Below are 23,799 nucleotides of genomic sequence, written 5' to 3' on the forward strand. Positions count from 1 at the left end.
GGTCATTGAACCTCTGCAGGAATTCGGACCATGTCTCCTCTGATTCGCTTGCTCGCCAGTTTTATCGCTTTGATGATGGCCATGGGCATCGGCCGTTTTGCCCTCACGCCACAGCTTCCGCACTTGCTCAGCGAAGGTCAGATTGACCTGACTGCCGCTGGTCTGATTGCTGCCGCCAACTACCTCGGCTACTTCGTGGGCGCGGTTGATGCGATGTTTTCACATCGTCCAGAACAAGTGCGCAGGCGCTTGCTCGGTGGCTTGTGGTTATGTGTGCTGCTGACGCTCGCCTCCGTTTGGGCCAACGGTTTCTGGTCACATTTGGCGTTGCGTTTTGGCACCGGCGTGGCCAGTGCCTGGGTGCTGGTGATGATCACTGCCTTGAGCCAGCCTCTGGCGGCTGCGGCCGGGCGTCCACGCCTTGGCGCATTGGTATTCGCAGGTCCGGGGCTGGGGATCTTGCTGACCGGGTTGTTGGCATTGGGCTCGAACCTGACGGGTCAAACTTCCGCCGTTCTCTGGTTGGTATATGCCGCTGTGGGGCTGGTGATGTTGCTGGTGATTCTGCCGTTTCTGCCGCAGCCAGCACCGGTTGCCGCCAGCGCACCCGTTAATGCAAGCACCGGCCAGCAAGGCATTGCTCGTTTAGGGCTGATCTACGGTTTGTTCGGTTTGGGCTACATCATCCCGGCCACTTTCCTGTCGCAAATGGCCAGCGCGCAGTTTCACGGCGAGTGGCAAGCCGATCTGTTTTGGCCGTGCTTTGGGCTGGCAGCGGCTGCCGGCGTGGTGCTGGTGAGTTTGCGTCGCCATAACCCGAGTGCCACTCGCCACTGGCTGATGGCAACGTTGTGGTTACAGGCGGCGGGGGTTTTTGCTTGCTTGCTGGGCAGTGGTACAGGCCTGGCGCTGGGGGTAGTGTTGTGCGGCACTCCGTTTCTGGCGTGCATGCAATTGGTGATGCAACGCTCGCGTGAACTGGCGCCACACGCCACCCAACGCAACGCCGGGTTGCTGACTGCTTGCTTCGCGGTGGGGCAACTTGCCGGGCCGCTGCTGGCCGCTTCAAGCAGCCACTTCAGTGGCGGCTTGCACCCGGCATTGATCGTCGCGGGCAGCGGTTTGCTCATCGCTGGTGCCCTGTTGCTCGGCCCGGTCAGTGCTGGCCGAGCGCTTTGCGCAACCGACGGCGCACCCACTGTTCAGCGCTGACAAAGGTAATGCCGAGCAACACCAGCACGGCGCCGATGACGAAATTCAGGCTCAGTTCTTCACCCAACAGCACCACCCCGAACGTGACGCCAAACAATGGCGTCATGAACGAAAACACCGCCAGATTCGCCGCCAGATACCGGCGCAGCAACCAGAACCAGGTCAGGTAACTGAAGAATGACACCACCAGGCCCTGAAACAGCACACTGGCCACCGCCACCGTTGTCAGGCTGACGTGAGTCACCTGGCCGCCGAGTGTCGCGATCAGCAACAGACCGACAAAACCAACAATCAGTTGATAGAACAACGTAAGGGTTACCGGCGCCTCCGACAAACGCGATGCGCGCACCACCACGGTCGTTGCGCCCCATGCAGCGCCGGCCAATATGCCCAACGCATCACCGAACAACATGCGGCGGTCGAGGTTGTCCCAGGACACACCGCCGGCAAAAGCAAAAGCGATCCCGACAAAAGCCAGAAAAATCCCCAGCCACTGCACCGGCCTCAACCGCTCGCCAGGCAACAACCAGTGCACGCCCAACGCGGTGAAAATCGGTGCCGTGTAGAGGAACACCGACATGTGCGCCGCCGTCGTCAGTTGTAAACCTTCGGAGATGAAAAAGAACTCCAGGCCAAACAACGCACCCGCGAGCAATCCACCACGCCAGGTACTTCCCACCTGGTCCCAGCCACCCTTCCAGCAGATCAGTAACCCGACCAGCAGCGCCGAAATGCCCGATCGCCCGACCGCTTGCATCACGGGTGCGATATCGGGCGCGGCCCATTTGATCATCACCTGCTGGATTCCCCAGATCAGGCACAAGCCGATCATGACTTGCAGCGCAAACCCATCGGCACTACGCCTCGTGGCGCTCACCGATACACCTCGACAACACAATCCATGGCAGTGGCTCGACAATAGAAACAAAGCCCCGGCACTGTGGTTTACAGAGCACCGAGGCGAGAAATTATGCGGTTGATTATTAACCAGATGGCCAGAAAAAAGCGCCTGCAAGAGACGTTTAACTCACTGAGCGCGTCATGCAGCCCATAGCGCAGGCATCAATCGGCTATCGCACTTTGCGCGCGACCCAATACCCCACGACACACGCAATGCAGGTCGCAAACGCGCCCCATGCCATGTCCATCACGGCGAGTTGCGCCGACCAGCCTTTGAGCGTCGCCCAGTTACTCAAATCGTAAGTACCGTAAGCAACCAATCCCAATAGCGCGCCCATGCGTGCAACCCGCTGCCAGGTGACGGCCGGCAAGACCACGAACACCACACAACCGATAACGTAAAGGAGGTAGAAAACCACTGCCGGGGCCAGCAGCGGTTGATCCAGCATCAATGAACCCAGCAGCGCCCGGTAGGTCGGCGCCATCAACACGCCCAACCAAAGTCCGTCGAGAACCAGAAACGCCAGCAGAGTGCCAACGTAAGCAACCAGTGCTTTTTTCATAACTGTGCAACCCCATGTGATCGACCTACATGGGGCCGGCGCACGGTCAGCTTAGTTCAATGCGATCAGCGTGAATGACGATTTGACCGTTCTTGTATAACGCACCAATCGCCTTCTTGAAGTTGCCTTTGCTGACACCGAACAGGTTGCTGATCACGGTCGGGTCGCTCTTGTCGCTGACCGGCAGGCTGCCGTTGTTTTCGCGCAACTTGGCGAGGATCTTCGAGTTCAGGCTGGTGGCCGCTTCTTCGCCAACCGGTTGCAGGCTCAGGCTGATCTTGCCGTCGGCACGGACTTCCTTGATAAAGCCCTTTTCTTCTTTGCCGGCGCGCATGAACTTGAAGATTTCGTTCTTGTGGATCAAGCCCCAGTGCTTGTTATTGATGATCGCCTTGAAGCCCATGTCTGTCGCTTCAGCCACCAGCAAATCCACTTCCTGGCCAGGTGTGTAGCTGCCCGGGGTTTTGTCCAGGTAGCGGTCCAGCCGCGCCGTCGCGGTGATGCGGCGGGTATGCTTGTCGAGGTAAACGTGCACCACGACGTACTCGCCGGCCGTCATCTGGCGCTTTTCTTCGGAGTACGGCAGCAACAGGTCCTTCGGCAGACCCCAATCCAGAAATACGCCGATGCTGTTGACTTCAACGACTTTCAAACTGGCAAATTCACCGACCTGCACTTTCGGCTTTTCGGTAGTTGCGATGAGTTTGTCATCACTGTCCAGATAAATAAAAACGTTGAGCCAGTCTTCATCTTCGCTGGGAATATCCTTGGGGATATAACGATTAGGCAGCAGAATTTCTCCGTCCGCTCCACCGTCCAGATATAAACCGAAGTTAGTGTGTTTAACCACTTGCAAACTGTTGTAGCGCCCGATTAAAGCCATTTCCAATACCCTCATTACGTGGGCGGCATTCTACCCGGTTTTGCTGGTTGCGTTGGGTGCCCCGTCCGGCCAGGAAAGAAAATCACGCCAAGACCCTGATTTTCGCGGTTTGCGCAGGGTGAGATTGGCCGCTCGTCAGGCCGAGCAGTAGATTTGCACGGCGTTGAACGGGTCGAAACCCATTGTATTTTCAAGCGCGGTTCTTAGTTAAAACAGCGACTTAAGCTAATAATACGCATAACAATCCAGAGCGTTTTACCACCCTACGATGTGTATTTCAGGGGGATATTTGCCAAGCAATTGTCAAGTATTTCCTGTACGATGCGTGGCCAAGTTAATTTTCTACAGGTTAATGGCCGCCATGCGTGTAAAAGCATCCAACAGCAAAGCAAAGCCAGCTCCAGCCGTTGAAACGAGCGAATCGATCAACAACCAGATTGCTGCGTTCCTCAAATCCGGTGGAGAGATCCAGCAAATTGCCAAAGGCGTCAGCGGCCAGACGTTTGGCCCGTCCAAACAGATCACTTTGGGCAAAAAGTAACACGGTGCTTTAACTGGTCCATAGGCGCTTTGAGCTTCGAAGCGCTTGGACTGGAACCCTCCTCGCAACACCCAATCAAAATCCCGCCTTCAACACCAATATTTCAATAATCGACGAACGGCCTTAAATGCCGAGCATTCGCCGGTATGCTTGCACACGTCTAGATCAAGCGTTTCAGCAGGCCTCGGTTCCTGCTCCTCGCTGTTCATGGAGTGACGCATGCTCAAACCCTCCTATTTATTGTTCGGCGGCTTATTGTCGTGTTCAATCGCCAACGCGCAAATTTTCCAGCGCGAACTGGGCGACTTCGACCTGAAACTTGGCACCACGCCCAGTCGCAGCATGGCCCAAGGATTAGTCAAACCGTCCAGCACCGGTTCTTTCCACGGCGGTCTGGACCTGAGCCATGGCAGCGGTTTTTACGTAGGCCAGTGGGCACCCAGCATGGGCATTACGCCGGGCGCCAATCTCGAAGTCGATTCCTACCTGGGTTTTAAACAACCTTTTGACCAAACCCTGGGCTACGAAGTGGGAATGATCCACTACAGCTATCCCAAACTTGACACCCTCGATAGCCAGGAGCTGTTTGGCGGTTTGACGGTACTGGGTAGCCGTTTCGGTGCAGCGTTCAGTAATGACCCCGACAAACAGAACAGCACGGTATTCGCCGATTTGGGCGGCAATCAGCCGTTCGGCATCGGTATCAGCATGAAATACACCACCCACCAGCTCAACACACCCGTGTCGGTGGACGGGGGCTACGTCGGCAGTTTTACCGATTGGTCAGTGAAACTGTCGCGCCCGTTCATGGGCGTGGACCTGGACCTTATCTACAGCGATTCAAGCCTCAGCGGTAGCGGTTGCTCGGCTTATTCCGGGCACAATAGCCAATGCGATGGCTTGGTCACCCTGAAGGCCGAGCGCGCCTTTTATTGATCGTCTGAACTGCGGGACTCATCCTGCGCTCACATATAGACGTCCATAAAAGAAGCCAGGCCTTCGCAAGGATTCGCCATGTCGCGCTGGTTAAAGTATCTCGCTGTCGTCCTGACCCTCAGCCTCGCACTCGGCGGCTGCAGCCGTATGGGCCTGGCTTATCGCAACCTCGACGTGATCATTCCGTGGACGCTCAGCGACTACCTGGACATGAACGGCGAGCAAAAAGGCTGGTTCAACGAGCGGCTCAAAGAACATTTAAGCTGGCACTGCACCACGCAATTGCCAGGTTATCTGGGCTGGCTGGACCGCTTGCAGGCGATGGTTCAGACCAATCAGGTCACTGACGCCGCGCTGCAAACCCGCACTCAGGAAGCCAAACAGGCCATCGCTCAGACTGCGCGCGAGATCACGCCCTCAGCCATCGAGTTGCTGCAGGGACTGGACGACAATCAGGTCGCGGAAATGAACGAGGCGTTCGCCAAGGACCAACGCAAACGCCAGGAGGAATACCTCAAACCGTCTCTGGAACAGCAAATCAAGGAACGTAGCGAACGCATGGCAAAACGCTTGGGTGATTGGCTCGGCCCCCTCAGCCCCACCCAACAACAACGCGTTGTAGCGTGGTCAAATGCCTTGGGTGACCAGAACACGCAATGGATCGCCAATCGTGTGCACTGGCAGAAACAATTCAGTGCGGCCGTTGCGCAGCGCCAAAGTCCTGAATTTGCACAGCGAATCGAGACGCTGTTGGTCAATCGCGAAAGTTTATGGACGCCGGCTTACCGCGAGGCCTACGCCAATACGGAAGCCCAGGCGCGAGCACTGATCGTGGACTTAATGGCGCAGAGTACCCCCGACCAACGTCAGCGGTTGTTGAAGAAAATTGATGGCGTGAGAAAAGACTTCAATGACCTGAAGTGCCTGAAAGCGGCTAAACAGGGCTAAACGGCCCGGAACACTCCTTTTGCAGGAGTTGGCCAGCCAACTCCTGCACGCCAAAGAGGCTGCCTTCAGGCAATTTGCGCCTTGGAGGCCACTGTATCGAACGTCGCCTCGTCCAGCGCATCGGCTTGCTCATCCAGTACCTGACGCGGGTGTTCGTTACCCGGAATACTGCTGTCGATCAGGCTCAACAAACTCGAACCGCGCGCCGTCAAAATGTAATTGGAACCCGTGCCGCCCTGATCTTCAGGCCGAGGCTCGATGTAACCGCGCGTCAACAACAGCTTTTCATACTCGCCGGCCACCGCTTTGAGGTGATCCAGGTTCTCGGTCTGCTCGCCTTCTGCCGCCTTCGCCGCTGCGTAGTCCTCGGCGTACGGGCGGGGGGTGAAACTGCTCTCCCCGTGTTGCACCTCGTGCAGCAACCGCTCAATCAAATCCCAGTTATAAATTGTCATCCTGATTCAACCTCCAAGCCAGTAAGTGAGATGGCCTACAAAGGTTGTGACCGGCGCCGCGCACAGCCGTTCAGCCAAGGTGCTCGCAGGTACCGAACGGCGGTATGTCGAATTGGGCGATGGCCAAACGACTAGGCTGTGTAAGTCACCTCCCAGCACACCGCAGGAGAAACTCAATGAACATTTCGAATCATGCCGTTGTGTCCCGCGAAGAATGGCTCGCTGCCCGCCAGCAACACCTGGCCCACGAAAAAGCCTTCACCCGGGAACGCGACAAACTCAGCGCAGAACGCCGTGCCCTGCCTTGGGTGAAAGTCGACAAGGCGTATCACTTCCAAGGCCCCGGCGGCGAGATGCGGCTGGCCGACCTGTTCGGCGATCGCAGCCAATTAGTCATCTATCACTTCATGTTCGCTGATGGTTGGGATGAAGGCTGCCCCGGTTGCTCGTTCCTGTCCGACCACATCGACGGCGCCAATCAGCACCTGGCCCATCACGACATCTCGGTGGTCGCGGTTTCTCACGCGCCCTTCGCACAATTCCAGGCGTTCAAGCGACGCATGGGTTGGAAATTCGACTGGGTTTCGTCAGCAGGCTGCGACTTCAATTACGACTTTGGCGTTTCAGCCCGAGCGCAAGACGTCGCAGCAGGCACAGCCACCTACAACTACGAAAAAACCGACGGCGCCGAAGAAGAACTTCCCGGCCTCAGCGTGTTTTATCGCAACGACAACGGCGAAATCTTCCACACCTACTCCACGTATGCCCGAGGCCTGGACATGCTCGTCGGCGCCTACAACTATCTCGACCTGACGCCCAAAGGTCGCAACGAGGAACACATCATGGAATGGGTAAAACACCATGATCGCTACGAGGGCAACTCCACCTCAAGTTGCTGTCATGGGAATTAGTCAGCCGTGTTGACCACTGAACTTTTTAGCGGGATCAACCCTCAACCGGATAACCCGCCTTAACCGGACCCGAGGCTTACCCCATGAAAAGCATGTTGCAAATCACCCTCGCCGCCACCCTTGCCTGCGCCCTGCCCGTTTGGGCCTGCACTCCCGAGGAAGCCACAGCCAAGCGCGAACAACTGGCCCAGGAAGTGGCCAAGCTCACCGAGCAAAATCCGACCAAAGCCAAAGAGATCAACGAGCAGTTGCAGAAAATGGACATGGGCACAGCCAGCGCGGATTTGCCGGACAAGTGCCAGTTGATTGACCAGCGCTTGAAAGAGCTGGATACGGCGGATAAAAAAGCCGAGGGCTAGATGCAAAAAACCCGGACAGTGTCCGGGTTTTTTAATGCACCGCTGAAAACGCTTATTCAGCAGCCGGGGCTTCCGGCTTACGGCGTTTGAGCGGGGCCATGCCGTCCTTGCTGACCAGCGACAGGGCGTCGGTCTTCGGGCGGTTAGCAATTTTGCGCTTGGTCGGAGCCTTGGCGCCGGTTTTCTTCTTGTCGCCTTTAGCGTCGACTTTTTTCTTCTTCACACCAACGGCTTTGCCTGATGCCTTGACCTTTTTCGGTCCGCCGTAGGTGCCTTTGACTTCCTTGATGGTGCGCCGCTCGAAGCTCTGCTTCAGGTAGCGCTCGACACTCGACATGAGGTTCCAGTCGCCGTGGCAGATCAGCGAGATGGCCAGGCCATCGTTGCCGGCGCGGCCCGTGCGACCGATACGGTGCACATATTCGTCACCGCTGCGCGGCATGTCGAAGTTGATCACCAAGTCCAGACCTTCCACGTCCAGACCACGAGCGGCAACATCAGTGGCCACGAGGATTTTCACCCCGCCCTGCTTCAGACGGTCGATCGCCAGTTTGCGGTCTTTTTGATCTTTGTCGCCGTGCAGCACAAACGCTTTGTAGTCTTGGGCCACCAGACGGCCGTAAATACGGTCGGCCATGGCACGGGTGTTGGTGAACACGATGGCCTTCTGATAGGTCTCGTTGGCCAGCAGCCAGTTCACGATCTGTTCTTTGTGCTGGTTGTGGTCAGCGGTGATGATTTGCTGACGGGTCGTCGCATTCAGGTCGCTGACGTTGTTGAGCTGCAGATGCTCAGGATTGTTCAGCACCTTGGCGACCATCTCGCGCAGGCCAGAACCGCCAGTCGTGGCGGAGAACAACATGGTTTGCTGACGATTGGTGCACTCTTGCACCAGGCGCTGCACGTCTTCTGCAAAACCCATGTCGAGCATGCGGTCGGCTTCGTCGAGCACCAACACTTCAACCTCTTTCAGGTCGAGGTTGCCAGCGTTCAACTGCTCGATCATCCGCCCTGGCGTACCGATCAGGATGTCCGGCACCTTGCGCAGCATGGCAGCCTGGACCTTGAAGTCTTCACCGCCGGTGATCAGGCCGGATTTGATGAACGTGTACTGCGCGAAACGCTCGACTTCCTTGATGGTCTGCTGGGCCAACTCACGGGTCGGCAGCAGGATCAGGGTCTTGATGCTGACCCGGATTTTGGCCGGGCCGATCAGACGGTTGAGGATCGGCAAAACGAAGGCCGCGGTTTTGCCGCTACCGGTTTGCGCTGTCACCCGCAGGTCACGCCCTTGCAGCGCCAGCGGAATAGCCGCTGCTTGCACAGGCGTTGGCTCGACAAATTTAAGCTCGGCCACGGCTTTGAGCAGGCGTTCGTGCAGGGCGAATTGGGAAAACACGGGTGCTACCTCGAAGAAATACAAAAAAACAGCTGCATAGGGTACCGGTTTCGGGCGCTCAGGCCGAGTTTCTTTATACAAACGGCGGTAAACAGTGGCTTTTTTGTTGCCTGATTTGTCCCCAGACGTAATACAAAGCGTCTTAAATGCTCTAATTACCCCGTCGCGTCTCACAAAAGAACCGTTTCAGCTTATGGATATCAAACAGCTCTGGCTCAACGCCCAAGACCTTTGGGGCACTCTCGATCAACACCCGCTGCTGCATTCCAGCATCGCGCTAATCGTGCTGCTGGTGATAGCGCTGGCCCTCGGACGAGTGGCGCGTTATCTGGTTCTGCACGCCACTAAATTGCTCGCTCGTCAGCCCGCGCTGCATTGGGTCAACGATCTGCGGCACAACAAGGTCTTTCATCGACTGGCGCAAATGACTCCGTCATTGGTGATCCAGTTTGGCCTGCACCTAGTGCCGGAACTGAGCAAGACCAGCATGATATTCCTCGGCAATGTGGCCCTGGCATTCACCATTCTGTTCCTGGTACTGGCGATCGGCGCACTGCTCAACGCCCTGCTCGATATCTACGCCCGCACCGAGCATGCCCGAACCCGCTCGATCAAAGGCTACGTGCAACTGGCAAAAATGGCCTTGTACGTGTTCGGCGCAATCATCATCGTTGCCACGCTGATCGACCGTTCGCCGCTGTTGCTGCTGTCGGGTCTGGGCGCTATGTCAGCGGTCATCCTGTTGGTCTACAAGGACACCTTGCTGTCATTTGTCGCCAGCGTGCAGTTGACCAGCAACGACATGTTGCGCGTGGGCGACTGGATTGAAATGCCGCAAGTGGGCGCCGATGGCGACGTGGTCGACATCACCCTGCACACGGTGAAGGTGCAGAATTTCGATAAGACCATCGTGTCGATTCCCACCTGGCGCCTGATGTCCGAGTCGTTCAAGAACTGGCGCGGAATGCAGCAATCCGGTGGGCGGCGGATCAAGCGCAGCCTGTACATCGATGCCAGCGGCGTACGTTTTATAAGGGATGAGGAAGAGTTGAAGCTGAGTCAGGTGCATTTGCTCACCGACTATATTGGCCGCAAACAGGCCGAGCTCAAGGCCTGGAACGAAGCCCAGGGCAACGTCGCGGCGATGTCGGCCAATCGGCGTCGGATGACCAATATCGGAACCTTCCGTGCCTATGCGCTGGCCTATCTGAACAGCCACCCGGAAATTCAACCCAACATGACCTGCATGGTTCGCCAGATGCAGACCACTGCTCAGGGCATTCCGCTGGAAATCTACTGCTTCACCCGCACCACGGCATGGGCCGATTACGAGCGCATTCAGGGAGATATTTTCGATTACCTGCTGGCGGTGCTGCCGGAGTTTGGCCTGAGCCTTTATCAACAGCCAAGCGGCGGGGATCTGCGGGCCGGCTTACTGCCTGCGGTGCTCGGCGCAAGTCACATTCCCGAGGCTGAAAAACACATCATGTAACCTGAAAAAGCCCTGTGACAGCGGGCTCGCTCGCGAAGGCGCTGTGTCAGGCGATGTCTAAATCGACTGACACTCCATCTTCGCAAGCAAGCCCACTCCCACAGGTGATGCGTCGGTTTACTTGACCTGCCGCTGCGGTGCGTTATGCACCATGGTGTAAGCGTAATCCACGCCCATGCCGTAGGCGCCGCTGTGTTCCAGCACCAGGCCCATGACCGCATCGTAAGTGTCCTTGTGAGCCCAATCGCGCTGGTACTCAAGCAACACTTGTTGCCAGGTCACCGGCACCGCACCGGCCTGAATCATTCGCTGCACCGACATGTCATGAGCTTCCTTGGTGGTGCCGCCAGACGCGTCGGTAACGATGTACACCTCGTAGCCTTCTGCCAACGCTTCCAGTGCCGGGAAGGTCAGGCAGACCTCAGTCCAGAGCGCAGCAATGATCAGTTTCTTGCGCCCGGTGGCTTTCACCGCATCAACCAGCGCCTTGTCTTCCCAGGAGTTCATCGACGTCCGCTCGATCGGTTTTTGATCAGGGTGCACCGCGAGCAGTTCTGGCCAGATGTAACCGCTGAAGCTCGCGGTTTCCACCGACGTGTAAATCGTCGGTACGTTGAAGATCTTGGCAGCCTTGGCCAAACCGACGGTGTTGTTCTTCAGGGTCTGACGGTCAATCGACTGCACGCCGAAAGCCATTTGTGGCTGGTGGTCGATCAGGATCAGTGCGGAGTTGGTTGGGTTGAGCAATTCACGAATAGACATGGCGCGTTCCTTTTGATGTCGATTTTTTGAAATAAGTAATGGGTGGCTCGACGCTGCCTGCAGCGGCGTTTTCGTCGGCTTGGAGGTAACTTTAAGGACTGGCCATAAAAGGGACAATCCCATAAAATCGAGAATCATTGATTCTAAAATAGGGACAATCATGGATCGCATAGAATGCATGCGCGCGTTCGTGGTGACGGTCAGCGCTAATGGCTTCGCCGCCGCGGCACGAGCGATGGATGTGCCGCGATCAAAAGTCAGTAAACAGATTCAGGCGCTGGAGGAAGCCATCGGCGTGCAGCTGCTGCAACGCACCACGCGCAGCCTGCACTTGACCGAGGCTGGCGCCGAGTATTTCGACGCGGCAGTGGAGGTGCTCGCATCGCTGGACGAAGCCGAGCAGCGTGCGCGTAACGGGATAGGTGAGTTGCGCGGAGTGTTGCGGGTCAATGCGCCGATGTCCTTCGGCTTGCGTCGATTGGGGCCGCTAATCCCGCTGTTTCATGAACAGCATCCAAACATCGAACTGCAATTGGTGCTCAGCGATCAACAGGTCGACCCGGTGCGCGGCGGATTCGACGTGACCCTGCGCATCGCCAGCATGCCGGACTCGACGATGATTGCCAGGCAACTGGCCCCCGCGCCTCGGATCATGGTGGCGTCGCCAGCATATCTGGCACGTGCTGGCACCCCGCAAACCCCGCAAGACCTGCGCGCGCATCAATGCCTCAACTACGGCTATCTGCAAAGTGGTGTGAGTTTGCAGCTTTGCAACGGCAAAGAAACCCAACGCGTTAACGTGACCGGGCCGCTGCATGCCAACAATGGCGACTTGCTCGCGCAAGCTGCCGAGGCCGGCATGGGCATTGCCCTGCTGCCCAATTTTATCGTCGAGGATGCGCTGGCGGCTGGCAGGCTGGTGCCAGTGCTGTGTGAATGGCAAGCCCCGGCGATCACCATTAACGCGGTGTACCCATCAGCACGTCGAGTGCCACAAAAAACCCGAACGTTTATCGAGTTTCTAGTGGCGCAGTTGGCCGAGAAATAACGCAGAACCTTTTAGTCAGTCAGGTGATGGCCAGCGGCTTGCGAACGCCCAAGCGGCTGATCCACACCGCCATCAAAATCACCGACCCTCCGAGGAACAAGCGTCCAAGCTCTTCATGTTGATTCCAGATCAGCAGGTTGATCAGCAATCCCACCGGCACATGCAGGTTGTTCATGACCGCCAGCGTGCCGCCGTTGACCAGGCAGGCGCCCTTGTTCCACCAGTACAAACCCAACGCTGTCGACACCAGACCGAGGAATACCAGCACGCCCCACTGCAACGGTGCTTCGGGCAGGAAATTCTGCTTGCCGAACAACAGGAATGCCGGCAACGCTACCGCCAATGCGCCCAGATAGAAGTAGCCAAAACGCCGGTAATGCGGCAAATCGCTTGGGTGCCGAGCCACCAGGTGCCTATAAAGCACCTGACCGGCGGCGTAGGTGAAGTTGGCCAGTTGCAGCAGCAGGAACCCCATGAAGAAATCCGGATTGATCCGGTCATAGCGGATCACCGCCGCGCCGAGTACCGCCACCAACGCTGCAATCAGCGCCCATGGGTTGAACCGGCGGTTAAGCGCATCTTCGATCAACGTCACATGCAGCGGCGTGAGAATGGTGAACAGCAACACTTCGGGCACCGTCAGCACCCGGAAGCTCAGGTACAGGCAAACGTAGGTCACACCAAACTGTAACGCGCCGATCAGCAGCATGCCGCGCATGAAGGCCGGCTCGACTTTGCGCCAACGGGTCAGCGGAATGAACACCAAACCCGCAAGCACCACACGCACCAGCACCGCGAAATAGCTGTCGACATGCCCCGCCAGGTATTCGCCGATCAGGCTGAAAGAAAACGCCTGAATCAGCGTCACGAAAAGTAAATAGCCCATGGTCGCCTCGTTTTGAATGGCGGCGACGATAGCGGTTTTTACCTTTCTCTGCGAATTCACTCAATCGCAGGCAAAAAAAAGCCCGATCTCGCTAATGCGTTCAATCGGGCTACTGCACTCAGGAGCAACAAGTGCCAAGGGAGGTTCGATGCGCGTAAACCTTGAAGGGTGGCGCCAGAGCACTAGAACATTCAGAGATTATCTGGCGATTAAACGTTTCAGGCGACCTGTGAAAGTTTGGCGTTTGCCTGGTTCAGGCCTTTCTCCTGGAAGTCACCGCCCAGGTTCATGCCCTCGGCGTGAATAAAAGTCACGTCATGAATCCCGATGAAACCCATGACTTGGCGCAGGTACGGTTCCTGGTGGTCTGCCGGGCCACCCGCATAGATGCCGCCGCGAGCCGTCAGCACGTAAGCACGCTTGCCGCTGAGCAAACCTTGGGGGCCAGTGTCGGTGTACTTGAAGGTCACACCGGCACGCAGCACATGGTCGAGCCAGGCTTTCAGGGTGCTCGGGATCGCGAAGTTGTACATCGGCGCGGCCATCACCAGCACGTCGGCTGCCAGCAGTTCGTCGGTCAACTGATTGGACCGTTCCAGCGATGCCTGCTCGATATCGTTGCGCTGTTCCGCCGGTTTCATCCAGCCACCCAACAGATTGATGTCCAGGTGCGGCACCGGGTTCACAGCCAGGTCACGCACGGTAATCTGATCGTCTGGATGCGCGGCTTTCCACTGGCTGATGAAGGTCTGGGTCAGTTGACGGGAAACCGAGTCTTGCTGACGGGCGCTACTTTCGATGATCAGAACGCGGGACATGGGATGTAGGCTCCATCTGAGAATGCTGTAAGGCGATGGAGTGAAGGTTAAAGCAGAGCCATATCGATGAAAAAGCGCAAATAACTGCTATAAACCATCAATAAATTCGTTTATAAGCTGAGCACGACACGTGTGGGGGCAGGCTTGCTCGCGACAGCGCAGGGTCAAATACAGGGATGTTGGCTGACACCACGTTTTCGCGAGCAAGCCCGCTCCCACAGGTCGCGGGTCATTTAGGTTCGCAGGTCAGGTCGATACGCATCTTGATGATGGTGCGGGTGAATTTCGCAGTGGCATTGCTGTGCTTGCCAGCGGGCACGTCTATCTTGCGTGTGCGTGGCGCCTCCGGGCCATTATTGAATACCACCTTGCAGATGGCATCGGTGGTGCCGAAGTTGTTGACCTGGATGGAGGCGATGTCGTTATCGGTGTCAAACGCGTTGTAATCAATGCTTAGGCCATTCAGCTTTTTTTGAACATCAATCGGATAAGCAAACGCAGTCAACGGCAACATTGCCAACACCACACAACAGAATTTTTTCATTCGGCAGTCTCCAATAAGAACTGCCAGCTTAGGACAAGAGGAGCTATTCATGAAAGCGCCCCGCGTGACCCTTGATCAATGGCGAACATTGCAAGCCGTGGTCGATCACGGTGGTTTCGCCCAAGCCGCCGAAGCGCTGCACCGCTCGCAATCATCCGTGAGCTACACCGTGGCGCGTATGCAGGACCAACTCGGCGTGCCACTGCTGCGCATCGACGGCCGCAAAGCGGTGTTGACCGAGGCCGGAGGCGTATTACTGCGTCGCTCGCGGCAACTGGTGAAACAGGCCAGTCAGCTGGAAGACCTCGCCCACCACATGGAGCAAGGCTGGGAAGCGGAAGTGCGGCTGGTCGTCGACGCGGCGTACCCAAGCGCCCGTCTCGTTCGCGCGCTGACGGCGTTTATGCCGCAAAGTCGTGGCTGCCGCGTGCGCTTGCGTGAAGAGGTGTTGTCGGGCGTCGAGGAAGTGTTGCTCGAAGGCGTGGCCGATCTGGCCATCACCGGTTTCAGCATTCCCGGTTATCTGGGCGCGGAACTGAGCGATGTCGAGTTCGTCGCCGTGGCCCATCCCGAACATCCACTGCATCGTCTGGGCCGGGTGTTGAGCTTTCAAGACCTGGAAAGCCAGATGCAAGTGGTGATCCGCGATTCGGGCCGCCAGCAACCACGGGATGTCGGTTGGCTCGGCGCCGAGCAGCGCTGGACCGTCGGCAGCCTTGCTACCGCAGCAACCTTTGTCGGCAGCGGACTGGGCTTCGCCTGGCTGCCACGGCACATGATCGAACGAGAACTCAAGGACGGTACGCTCAAGCTGCTACCGTTGGATCAGGGCGGCAGCCGTAACCCGAGCTTCTACCTCTATTCGAACAAGGACAAACCACTGGGCCCGGCAACGCAGATTCTCATCGAACTGTTGCGAACCTTCGACACGGCGCCGCTGGATGCGCCTTTTGCCGCCCCTGAACAAGCCTGACACGGAGTGAACGCATGGCCTATTTCGAGCACGAAGGTTGTCACCTGCACTACGAGGAATATGGCCACGGCACGCCGTTACTGCTGGTGCATGGGCTGGGCTCCAGCACGCTCGATTGGGAGATGCAAATCCCGGCGCTTGCTGCCCGTTACCGGGTGATCGTCCCCGATGTGCGCGGCCACGGGCGCTCCGACAAACCTCGCGAGCGCTATACCATCGCCGGTTTCAGTGCCGACCTGATTGCCCTGATCGAACACTTGAACCTTGGTCCGACGCACTACGTCGGTCTGTCCATGGGCGGCATGATCGGCTTTCAACTCGCCGTTGATCAGCCGCAGTTGCTCAAAAGCCTGTGCATCGTCAATAGCGCACCCGAGGTCAAGCTACGCAGTCGTGATGACTATTGGCAGTGGTTCAAGCGCTGGAGCCTGATGCGCGCTTTAAGTCTGGGCACCATCGGCAAAGCCTTGGGCGGCAAGCTGTTTCCGAAGCCGGAACAGGCAGACTTGCGACAAAAAATGGCTGAACGCTGGGCAAAAAACGACAAACATGCTTATCTCGCCAGCTTCGATGCGATCGTTGGCTGGGGCGTTCAGGAACGACTTTCGGCAGTGTCCTGTCCAACCCTCATCGTCAGCGCGGACCGTGATTACACACCGGTCTCGTTAAAAGAAACTTACGTAAAACTGCTGCCCGATGCGCGGCTGGTAGTGATCGCCGATTCGCGCCACGCCACCCCGCTCGACCAACCCGAACACTTCAACCAAACCCTGCTCGAGTTTCTCACCGAAGTCGACACCACCACTCAGGATCATTGACCCATGTTGAAAAAAATTGCCCTCGTCGCTGGCTCCGTTCTGTTTGCCGCCAACCTGATGGCCGCCACGCCCGCCAAGGCGCCGCATGTCCTGCTGGACACCACCAACGGCCAGATCGAAATCGAACTGGACCCGGTCAAGGCGCCGATCAGCACCAAGAACTTCCTTGAGTACGTCGACAAAGGCTTCTACACCAACACGATTTTCCACCGGGTAATTCCTGGATTCATGGTTCAGGGCGGCGGTTTCACGCAGCAAATGAACCAGAAAGACACCAACGCCCCGATCAAGAACGAGGCCAGCAACGGCCTGCACAACGTTCGTGGCACGCTGTCGATGGCCCGTACGTCGAACCCGGACTCCGCCACCAGCCAGTTCTTCATCAACGTTGCCGACAATGCCTTCCTCGATCCGGGTCGCGATGCCGGTTACGCCGTGTTCGCCAAAGTGGTGAAGGGCATGGACGTGGTGGACATCATCGTCAACTCGCAAACCACGACTAAAAGCGGCATGCAAAACGTGCCCATCGACCCGGTACTGATCAAGTCGGCCAAGCGTATCGACTAAGCTGTACAGGGTGCCTTGAGCGGCTGCCGGATCGCGCCGCCGCTCACGTTGTTCAAAGGAGAGCCCGTGCGCGGGCGGAGAACTGATGCTTTATCGCCGTTTTGAAAAACTGATCGACATTTTCCGCGACGCACCGACGGCGGCCCCGCCAGATCGGGTTCTCCCCTTCTATACCTATTACCTGAAGCAGGTTTGGCCGAGTTTCGCCGCCCTGCTCGTCGTTGGCCTGTTCGCCTCGTTGATCGAAGTTGCGCTGTTCAATTACCTGAGCCGCATCATCGACCTGGCACAGGGCACGCCGAACCCGAATTTCTTTCAGGATCACGCGCTAGAGTTGACCTGGATGGTCGTTGTAACACTGGTCCTGCGGCCGATTTTCTTCGCCCTGCACGACTTGCTGGTGCATCAGACCCTGACGCCGGGCATGACCAGCCTGATTCTCTGGCAGAACCACCGCTATGTACTCAAACAGAGCCTGAATTTCTTCCAGAACGACTTCGCCGGGCGTATCGCCCAACGCATCATGCAAACCGGCAACGCCCTTCGCGACTCCGCTGTGCAAGCCGTGGATGCGCTGTGGCACGTGCTGATCTACGCCATCAGCGCACTGGTGCTGTTCGCCGAAGCCGACTGGCGCCTGATGATTCCGCTGATCACCTGGATTGCAGGTTTTATCGGCGCGCTCTATTACTTCGTGCCACGGGTCAAGGACCGCTCGGTGAAGTCTTCCGATGCGCGCTCCAAGCTGATGGGACGGATCGTCGACGGCTACACCAACATCACCACCCTGAAGCTGTTTGCCCACACCAATTTTGAACAGCAATACGCCAAGGAAGCGATCAAGGAACAAACCGAAAAGGCCCAAATGGCTGGCCGTGTCGTCACCAGCATGGACGTGGCCATTACCAGCATGAACGGCTTGCTGATTGTCACAACCACTGGCCTGGCCTTGTGGTTGTGGAGCCAATCGCTGATTTCGGTGGGCGCCATCGCGTTGGCCACAGGCCTGGTGATCCGCATCGTCAACATGTCCGGCTGGATCATGTGGGTGGTCACTGGCATCTTCGAAAACATCGGCATGGTTCAGGACGGTTTGCAGACCATCGCCCAACCGGTCAGCGTCACCGACCACGAGCAGGCCAAACCGCTTCAGGTCACTCGTGGCGAGGTGCGCTTCGAGCATGTGGATTTCCACTACGGCAAGAAGAGCGGCATCATCGGTGACCTTAACCTTTCGATCAAACCCGGTGAAAAAATCGGTTTGATCGGGCCATCGGGTGCCGGCAAATCGACCTTGGTCAATCTGTTGCTGCGGCTGTATGACGTGCAGGGCGGGCGAATCCTCATCGATGACCAGAACATCGCCGAGGTTGGCCAGGAAAGCCTGCGCGAGCGCATTGGCATGATCACCCAGGACACCTCGCTGCTGCACCGCTCGATTCGCGACAACCTGCTTTACGGCAGGCCCGACGCTACCGAGGCTGAACTTTGGGAGGCGGTGCACAAGGCCAAGGCTGACCAATTCATCCCGTTGCTCTCGGACTCCGAAGGTCGTACCGGGTTCGATGCTCACGTCGGTGAACGCGGGGTGAAGCTCTCCGGCGGGCAGCGTCAGCGGATCGCAATTGCCCGCGTGCTGCTCAAGGACGCACCGATCCTGATCATGGACGAGGCCACTTCGGCGCTGGACTCGGAAGTCGAAGCAGCCATCCAGGAAAGCCTGGAAACCCTGATGCAAGGCAAAACCGTAATCGCCATCGCCCACCGGCTCTCGACCATCGCCCGCATGGACCGGTTGGTGGTGCTGGAAAACGGCAAGATCGCCGAAACCGGCACCCACGCCGAGTTGCTGGCCCACGGCGGATTGTATGCACGGTTGTGGCAGCACCAGACCGGAGGGTTTGTCGGGATTGACTGAGCGCTACCTTGATCGGCCATTAGCCCTGACTGGCATTCCAGCAAAACCCTGCTGTACTGAGCCAAGGTTCTAGGCTTGAGCCTGTCGTAAATCTGCAGGATGCAAAACTCGAAACAGTCCCGATAGGATCCCCTATCAAGGACGCTCTCATGTCTCTGTTCAAGCGTTCAGTCACTGAGTTGTTAGGTACGTTCTGGCTGGTATTGGGTGGTTGCGGCAGTGCGGTTCTGGCCGCGTCTTCTCCGCTTGGAATCGGGGTGCTTGGCGTGGCCCTGGCGTTTGGCCTGACGGTGTTGACCATGGCATTCGCCATTGGCCATATCTCGGGCTGCCATCTCAACCCTGCGGTATCGGTCGGTTTGTTTGTTGGCGGTCGATTTCCCGCCAAGGAACTGCCGGCCTACATCATCGCCCAAGTCATTGGCGGCATTATCGCCGCTGCATTGCTCTACTACATCGCCAGCGGCAAGGAAGGATTCGAACTCTCTTCCGGCCTGGCATCCAATGGCTATGGCGAACACTCTCCCGGCAAATACTCGATGGCAGCAGGCTTTGTCTGCGAGCTGGTAATGACGGCGATGTTTGTGCTGATCATTCTCGGCGCCACCGACAAGCGAGCACCCGCAGGGCTGGCACCGATAGCCATCGGCCTGGCCTTGACGCTCATCCACCTGATCTCGATTCCCGTCACCAACACCTCAGTCAACCCGGCCCGCAGTACCGGCCCGGCACTGATTGTCGGTGGATGGGCCATCGCGCAATTGTGGATGTTCTGGGTAGCACCGATGTTGGGTGCGGTAGTCGGCGGTGTGACGTATCGCTGGTTAGGCAAGGAAGACAGTTGAAGGATCAGGCGAGGATCAGTTTTGTCGATAAGGCAAAGCGGTCCTCGCCTCTTCAGCATACGCCAGCACCCCGACACGCTCTTGGCGCAGGAAGTCCTTGACCGCGGCTTTCAGGCCAGGATGCCGCAGGTAATGCCACGAGTGCGTGATCACCGGTTCAAACCCACGAATCAATTTGTGCTCGCCTTGTGCCCCGGCATCGAAACGTTGAAAGCCGTTGGCAATCGCGTAGTCCATCCCCTGGTAAAAACAGGTTTCGAAGTGCAGGCGATCAAACTCCGCCAGGCATCCCCAGTAACGACCGTAAAAACTGTCGCCCCCCACCAGACTGAAAGCCATCGCCACCGGGCGTGAACCCTGTTTGGCCAACACCACACGAATTGCTTGCGGCATACGCTCGGCCAACAAGCTGAAAAATTCGCGCGTCAGATACGGCGCTTGCCGCCGTACTGCATAGGTATTGGCATAGCAGGCATACACGAAGTCCCATTGCTGCTGCGTCAGTTGCCCGCCTTCAAGCCATTCGAAATCAATGCCCTGCCCCGCCACTTGCTCGCGCTCCTTGCGCATCTGCTTGCGTTTGCGTGAGGCGAGAACGTCGAGAAAATCCTGAAAGTCCCGGTAACCGCGATTTTGCCAATGGTACTGACAGCCTATCCGCTGCAGCCAGCCAGGTTGTTCGGCCAACGCGGCATCGGTGAAGGGGTCAGTGAAGTTGATGTGGGCACTGGAAAGCTGCTCAATCTCAAGGTAGCCCGGCAGGCTCTTGAGCAGTTCGAAACCCTCCTCGACAGTGGCTGCCAGCAAGCGTGGCCCGCTGACCGGACTGAACGGCACCGCCGTCAAGAGTTTGGGGTAGTAGTCGATACCGGCACGCTCGCAGGCATCGGCCCATGCGTGATCGAACACGTACTCGCCGTAGGAGTGCCATTTGCGGTAACTGGGCAGCGCGGCGATCAGGCGATCTCCTTCCATGTGCAGCAAATGCTCGGGCTGCCAGCCGGAATGAGGACCCACGCTGCCACTGTCTTCCAGCGCGCTCAAGAAGGCGTGACGCAGAAAAGGCTGATCCTGGGGCACCAAGGCATCCCATATGTGCGGCGCTATTTGGGACAGATTTTCCAGGCGTTGCAACGGCATCGACGTTCTCTCCACTTCTTGCATGAAAGCCTGGCGAGTATCGCTTATCACCGCCAAAGCCACACGACTATCCACCGGCATGGCTCTACAAAGGGCATTGCGGGCAGATACACATCGTCATCTCAACGCCATCACTTTGCCACTGCTCTGTCATAAACCATCGCGATACTGGCGCCTGTTTTTAGAGCGTCGGGTTCTACCCGGCCACTGTTTTCCGTCCGACATCGGTCGGTTGTGTCCTGGATGGCCAAGTCATCCCCTTTCATCTTCGGAGATTGATATGCGTCTTGCTTCCACGAAAACTGCGGCAGCCCTGTGCGGTGGTCTGCTGCTGGCCATGAGTGTTCCGGCCAGCGCCGCAGTCGACGCCAAACTGCTCGACATGCTCAAGGCAAACGGCTCGATTTCGCCTGCGCAGTACACCGAATTGCAAGCCGAGTTGGCCAGGGATCAGAAAGACCAACAAATCGCGCGTCAGGCTCAGCAAGAGACCAACGAGCAGATCGCAGCAACCGCCAAAAAAACCGACACCCTGAGCGCCTTCGATCAGAAACTGGCGTGGGCCGCCAAGACCCAGTTCAAGGGTGACGTGCGTTTTCGTGAAGAAACGGTTCACAACGATGGCGTTCCCAACAGCAAGGACCAGGACCGCCAGCGCATTCGCGCACGTCTGGGTGCCTACACCGAAATCAACTCGCAAGTGGACACCGGCATCCGTATTGCCACTGGCAGCAGCGACGACGCTCGCTCCACCAACCAGGACTTGAACAACTACTTCGACAAGAAGCAGATCTGGCTGGACCAGGGTTATGTCGACTACCACCCGAAGGCGATCGAGAACCTGCACCTGATCGGCGGCAAAATGTCACAACCGTGGGTGAGCATGGGCGACATCATCTGGGATAGCGACATCAACCCGGAAGGCCTGGCAGTCACTTACAAATACCCGTTGGGCAGCACCGAGCTGTTCGGCAGCGCCGGTCACTACACCCTCAAGGACAACGTCGACGGCGAGGGCGTGCAGTTCAAACACGACCTGCGTTTGTACGCCGGCCAATTGGGCGCGCGTTTCGCGATTACCGATAACCTGAAAATGACCTTGGGCGGCAGCATCTACGCCTACGACAACGACAAGAGCAGCGCCTGCCCAACCACGGGCACTGTTACCGCGCCATGCGCCTTGGCCGTCAACGGCAACAGCCCGAACGAAGAATTCAAGTTGTACGAAGGTTTCGGTCAGCTCGATATCGGCGGCCTGCCAATGCCGCTGTCGATTTACGGCCAGTACGTCAACAACACCGAAGCCAGCAACGGCCAGGACACTGGCTGGCTGGCGGGTGTGAAATCCAAACTTTATGGTTTCAACGTGGACTACAACTACCGCGATATCCAGCGTAACGCCGTGGTGGGTGCCTTCACCGACTCTGACTTCGCCAACGGCTACACCGGTTCGCGCGGCAGCAAGTTGAAAGTGAGCTACGAAATCGACAAGAACTTCGCACTCGGCGCCACGTACTTCATGGCTAACTCCGACTACACCAACGCCAGCCTCAGGAAGACCGACTCCGACATCAACACCCTGCAACTGGATGCTGAAGCGAAGTTCTGATTGCAAGCATCAATACTCGGGCAAGGACGCTCGAGTAGTTACTCACAGCCTGGCGTTGTTGTATCGGTCCCCATCATCCGTCCGATACGTCAACGCCGGGCTGTTTTGCTGTGGCTTTACAGCTTGCGCAGAATCACGCTGCCAATCGAATAACCCGCGCCAAACGAGCTGAGTACCGCCAGCGAGCCCGCGGCCAGGTCATCCTGGTTCTTGTGAAACGCAATCACCGAACCTGCAGAACTGGTGTTGGCATAAGTGTCGAGAATAACCGGTGCCTCTTCCTCGCTGGCTTCGCGGCCCAGCAGTTTCTTGACGATCAAGTGGTTCATGCTGAGGTTGGCCTGGTGCAGCCAGAAGCGCTTCACGTCGCTGACGTTAAGCTTGTTTTCGTCGAGGTGGGTGGCGATCAACTCGGCCACCATCGGGCACACGTCGCGGAACACTTTGCGACCTTCCTGGACGAACAACTTGTCCGGCGCACCGATGCCCTCTTCCGCCGCGCGATTGAGGAAACCGAAGTTATTGCGGATGTTGTTGGAGAACTTGGTCAGCAACTTGGTGCTGACGATATCGAACTGGTACTTGGACGTCGCCAGGTCCGCACGCTCGATGATGACCGCAGTCGCCGCATCACCAAAGATGAAGTGGCTGTCGCGGTCGCGGAAGTTCAGGTGACCGGTGCACACTTCCGGGTTGACCATCAGGATCGCCCGGGCCTGGCCCAGTTGCACGCTGTTGGCGGCAGCCTGAATGCCGAAGGTCGCCGAGGAGCAGGCAACGTTCATGTCAAAGCCGAAACCCTGGATACCCAGCGCTTCCTGAACTTCAATGGCAATCGCCGGATAGGCGCGTTGCAGGTTGGAACAGGCAACGATCACCCCGTCAATGTCCGCAGCGGTTTTACCAGCGCGCTGCAAGGCTTGCTCGGCCGCGCCGATGGCCATTTGGCAAAGCACCGACCATTCGTCGTTCGAACGTTCGGGCAGGCGTGGCGCCATGCGTTGCGGGTCGAGAATGCCCTCTTTGTCCATGACAAAGCGGCTTTTGATGCCAGAAGCTTTTTCGATAAACGCTGCGCTGGATTCAGTCAAAGCCTGGACCTCACCGCGTGCAATGGCCTCGGCATTGTCGGCGTTGAATTGCGCGACGTAAGCGTTGAAAGACTGCACCAGCTCTTCGTTGGAGATGCTGTTGGCCGGGGTGTACAGGCCGGTGCCGCTGATGACGACATTATGCATGGTCGTTTCTCTAATCTGTTCAGGCAGAAAGCAT

The 23,799-nt window shown here is 57.6% G+C and carries 25 protein-coding genes; 14 read left to right on the plus strand and 11 right to left on the minus strand.

Annotation, left to right across the window (positions count from 1 at the left end; all coding sequences use genetic code 11):
- Nucleotides 1-30 precede the first annotated feature (30 nt).
- On the plus strand, nucleotides 31-1,212 hold the full coding sequence (locus ACQR3R_RS12945) for a YbfB/YjiJ family MFS transporter (RefSeq protein ID WP_428272637.1): 1,182 nt from the start codon (nucleotides 31-33) through the stop codon (nucleotides 1,210-1,212).
- Here the strand turns inward: ACQR3R_RS12945 and ACQR3R_RS12950 are convergent.
- The 3 genes from ACQR3R_RS12950 to ACQR3R_RS12960 form a co-directional block, all read right to left on the minus strand.
- Complete coding sequence (locus ACQR3R_RS12950; RefSeq protein WP_428272639.1) at nucleotides 1,157-2,089, minus strand: EamA family transporter; 933 nt, start codon at nucleotides 2,087-2,089, stop codon at nucleotides 1,157-1,159. The genes ACQR3R_RS12945 and ACQR3R_RS12950 overlap by 56 nt on opposite strands.
- A 193-nt stretch (nucleotides 2,090-2,282) precedes the next feature.
- The gene (locus ACQR3R_RS12955) at nucleotides 2,283-2,675 is read right to left on the minus strand and encodes a DUF2177 family protein (protein WP_428272641.1); all 393 of its coding nucleotides are present in this window, start codon (nucleotides 2,673-2,675) and stop codon (nucleotides 2,283-2,285) included.
- 46 nt (nucleotides 2,676-2,721) lie between these two features.
- A complete protein-coding gene (locus ACQR3R_RS12960) occupies nucleotides 2,722-3,558 on the minus strand; it encodes a S1-like domain-containing RNA-binding protein (protein WP_428272643.1) in 837 nt (278 codons plus the stop codon).
- Nucleotides 3,559-3,919: 361 nt separating this feature from the next.
- On the opposite strand from ACQR3R_RS12960, the gene ACQR3R_RS12965 reads away from it, so the two are divergent.
- The 3 genes from ACQR3R_RS12965 to ACQR3R_RS12975 all read left to right on the plus strand — a co-directional run bounded on the left by ACQR3R_RS12965 (nucleotide 3,920) and on the right by ACQR3R_RS12975 (nucleotide 5,983).
- The gene (locus tag ACQR3R_RS12965; RefSeq protein WP_007946007.1) at nucleotides 3,920-4,099 is read left to right on the plus strand and encodes a hypothetical protein; all 180 of its coding nucleotides are present in this window, start codon (nucleotides 3,920-3,922) and stop codon (nucleotides 4,097-4,099) included.
- Between the two features lie 219 nt (nucleotides 4,100-4,318).
- The gene (locus ACQR3R_RS12970; protein WP_428272646.1) at nucleotides 4,319-5,035 is read left to right on the plus strand and encodes a TorF family putative porin; all 717 of its coding nucleotides are present in this window, start codon (nucleotides 4,319-4,321) and stop codon (nucleotides 5,033-5,035) included.
- 78 nt (nucleotides 5,036-5,113) lie between these two features.
- Entirely contained in the window at nucleotides 5,114-5,983 is an 870-nt protein-coding gene (locus tag ACQR3R_RS12975; protein WP_428272648.1) for a DUF6279 family lipoprotein, read from the plus strand.
- Nucleotides 5,984-6,048: 65 nt separating this feature from the next.
- Here the strand turns inward: ACQR3R_RS12975 and ACQR3R_RS12980 are convergent, their stop codons facing one another.
- Entirely contained in the window at nucleotides 6,049-6,438 is a 390-nt protein-coding gene (locus ACQR3R_RS12980; protein ID WP_428272649.1) for a hypothetical protein, read from the minus strand.
- Between the two features lie 176 nt (nucleotides 6,439-6,614).
- On the opposite strand from ACQR3R_RS12980, the gene ACQR3R_RS12985 reads away from it, so the two are divergent.
- Both ACQR3R_RS12985 and ACQR3R_RS12990 read left to right on the plus strand, forming a co-directional pair.
- Entirely contained in the window at nucleotides 6,615-7,349 is a 735-nt protein-coding gene (locus ACQR3R_RS12985) for a DUF899 family protein (protein WP_428272651.1), read from the plus strand.
- 83 nt (nucleotides 7,350-7,432) lie between these two features.
- Entirely contained in the window at nucleotides 7,433-7,708 is a 276-nt protein-coding gene (locus tag ACQR3R_RS12990) for a hypothetical protein (protein ID WP_428272653.1), read from the plus strand.
- A gap of 52 nt (nucleotides 7,709-7,760) precedes the next feature.
- Here the strand turns inward: ACQR3R_RS12990 and ACQR3R_RS12995 are convergent, their stop codons facing one another.
- Nucleotides 7,761-9,107 (minus strand): DEAD/DEAH box helicase, encoded by a 1,347-nt coding sequence (locus tag ACQR3R_RS12995; protein WP_428272655.1) that lies wholly within the window; start codon nucleotides 9,105-9,107, stop codon nucleotides 7,761-7,763.
- Between the two features lie 193 nt (nucleotides 9,108-9,300).
- Between ACQR3R_RS12995 and ACQR3R_RS13000 the strand changes: the two genes are divergently transcribed.
- Complete coding sequence (locus tag ACQR3R_RS13000) at nucleotides 9,301-10,599, plus strand: mechanosensitive ion channel domain-containing protein (protein WP_428272657.1); 1,299 nt, start codon at nucleotides 9,301-9,303, stop codon at nucleotides 10,597-10,599.
- 117 nt (nucleotides 10,600-10,716) lie between these two features.
- On the opposite strand, the gene ACQR3R_RS13005 is transcribed toward ACQR3R_RS13000, so the two are convergent.
- Nucleotides 10,717-11,361 carry an isochorismatase family protein gene (locus ACQR3R_RS13005; RefSeq protein WP_428272659.1) on the minus strand — a complete coding sequence of 215 codons (645 nt, stop codon included), beginning with the start codon at nucleotides 11,359-11,361 and terminating at the stop codon, nucleotides 10,717-10,719.
- 160 nt (nucleotides 11,362-11,521) lie between these two features.
- On the opposite strand from ACQR3R_RS13005, the gene ACQR3R_RS13010 reads away from it, so the two are divergent.
- Complete coding sequence (locus tag ACQR3R_RS13010) at nucleotides 11,522-12,409, plus strand: LysR substrate-binding domain-containing protein (protein ID WP_428272661.1); 888 nt, start codon at nucleotides 11,522-11,524, stop codon at nucleotides 12,407-12,409.
- Nucleotides 12,410-12,428: 19 nt separating this feature from the next.
- Here the strand turns inward: ACQR3R_RS13010 and ACQR3R_RS13015 are convergent, their stop codons facing one another.
- The 3 genes from ACQR3R_RS13015 to ACQR3R_RS13025 all read right to left on the minus strand — a co-directional run bounded on the left by ACQR3R_RS13015 (nucleotide 12,429) and on the right by ACQR3R_RS13025 (nucleotide 14,657).
- Nucleotides 12,429-13,295 carry a carboxylate/amino acid/amine transporter gene (locus ACQR3R_RS13015; RefSeq protein WP_428272663.1) on the minus strand — a complete coding sequence of 289 codons (867 nt, stop codon included), beginning with the start codon at nucleotides 13,293-13,295 and terminating at the stop codon, nucleotides 12,429-12,431.
- Between the two features lie 218 nt (nucleotides 13,296-13,513).
- On the minus strand, nucleotides 13,514-14,113 hold the full coding sequence (locus ACQR3R_RS13020) for an NAD(P)H-dependent oxidoreductase (protein WP_428272665.1): 600 nt from the start codon (nucleotides 14,111-14,113) through the stop codon (nucleotides 13,514-13,516).
- A gap of 229 nt (nucleotides 14,114-14,342) precedes the next feature.
- Complete coding sequence (locus ACQR3R_RS13025; RefSeq protein ID WP_428272667.1) at nucleotides 14,343-14,657, minus strand: hypothetical protein; 315 nt, start codon at nucleotides 14,655-14,657, stop codon at nucleotides 14,343-14,345.
- A gap of 49 nt (nucleotides 14,658-14,706) precedes the next feature.
- On the opposite strand from ACQR3R_RS13025, the gene ACQR3R_RS13030 reads away from it, so the two are divergent.
- The 5 genes from ACQR3R_RS13030 to aqpZ all read left to right on the plus strand — a co-directional run bounded on the left by ACQR3R_RS13030 (nucleotide 14,707) and on the right by aqpZ (nucleotide 19,778).
- Entirely contained in the window at nucleotides 14,707-15,630 is a 924-nt protein-coding gene (locus ACQR3R_RS13030) for a PA3225 family LysR-type transcriptional regulator (protein ID WP_428272669.1), read from the plus strand.
- Nucleotides 15,631-15,644: 14 nt separating this feature from the next.
- On the plus strand, nucleotides 15,645-16,448 hold the full coding sequence (locus ACQR3R_RS13035; RefSeq protein ID WP_428272671.1) for an alpha/beta fold hydrolase: 804 nt from the start codon (nucleotides 15,645-15,647) through the stop codon (nucleotides 16,446-16,448).
- Between the two features lie 3 nt (nucleotides 16,449-16,451).
- Complete coding sequence (locus tag ACQR3R_RS13040) at nucleotides 16,452-17,015, plus strand: peptidylprolyl isomerase (RefSeq protein ID WP_428272673.1); 564 nt, start codon at nucleotides 16,452-16,454, stop codon at nucleotides 17,013-17,015.
- Between the two features lie 85 nt (nucleotides 17,016-17,100).
- Nucleotides 17,101-18,933, plus strand: a complete 1,833-nt coding sequence (locus ACQR3R_RS13045; RefSeq protein ID WP_428272675.1) for an ATP-binding cassette domain-containing protein — start codon at nucleotides 17,101-17,103, stop codon at nucleotides 18,931-18,933.
- 149 nt (nucleotides 18,934-19,082) lie between these two features.
- The gene (aqpZ, locus tag ACQR3R_RS13050) at nucleotides 19,083-19,778 is read left to right on the plus strand and encodes an aquaporin Z (RefSeq protein WP_428272677.1); all 696 of its coding nucleotides are present in this window, start codon (nucleotides 19,083-19,085) and stop codon (nucleotides 19,776-19,778) included.
- A gap of 15 nt (nucleotides 19,779-19,793) precedes the next feature.
- Here aqpZ and ACQR3R_RS13055 read toward each other — a convergent pair whose 3' ends face one another.
- Nucleotides 19,794-20,918, minus strand: coding sequence for a GNAT family N-acetyltransferase (locus ACQR3R_RS13055; RefSeq protein WP_428272678.1), 1,125 nt, complete (start codon nucleotides 20,916-20,918; stop codon nucleotides 19,794-19,796).
- A 280-nt stretch (nucleotides 20,919-21,198) separates the two neighbouring features.
- Between ACQR3R_RS13055 and ACQR3R_RS13060 the strand changes: the two genes are divergently transcribed.
- Entirely contained in the window at nucleotides 21,199-22,527 is a 1,329-nt protein-coding gene (locus ACQR3R_RS13060) for a putative porin (protein ID WP_428272680.1), read from the plus strand.
- A 116-nt stretch (nucleotides 22,528-22,643) separates the two neighbouring features.
- Here ACQR3R_RS13060 and ACQR3R_RS13065 read toward each other — a convergent pair whose 3' ends face one another.
- Nucleotides 22,644-23,765 (minus strand): beta-ketoacyl-ACP synthase III, encoded by a 1,122-nt coding sequence (locus ACQR3R_RS13065; RefSeq protein ID WP_428272682.1) that lies wholly within the window; start codon nucleotides 23,763-23,765, stop codon nucleotides 22,644-22,646.
- Between the last annotated feature and the right edge of the window lie 34 nt (nucleotides 23,766-23,799).

Source organism: Gordonia sp. IEGM753 (assembly GCF_050321825.1).
Lineage (GTDB): Bacteria > Pseudomonadota > Gammaproteobacteria > Pseudomonadales > Pseudomonadaceae > Aquipseudomonas.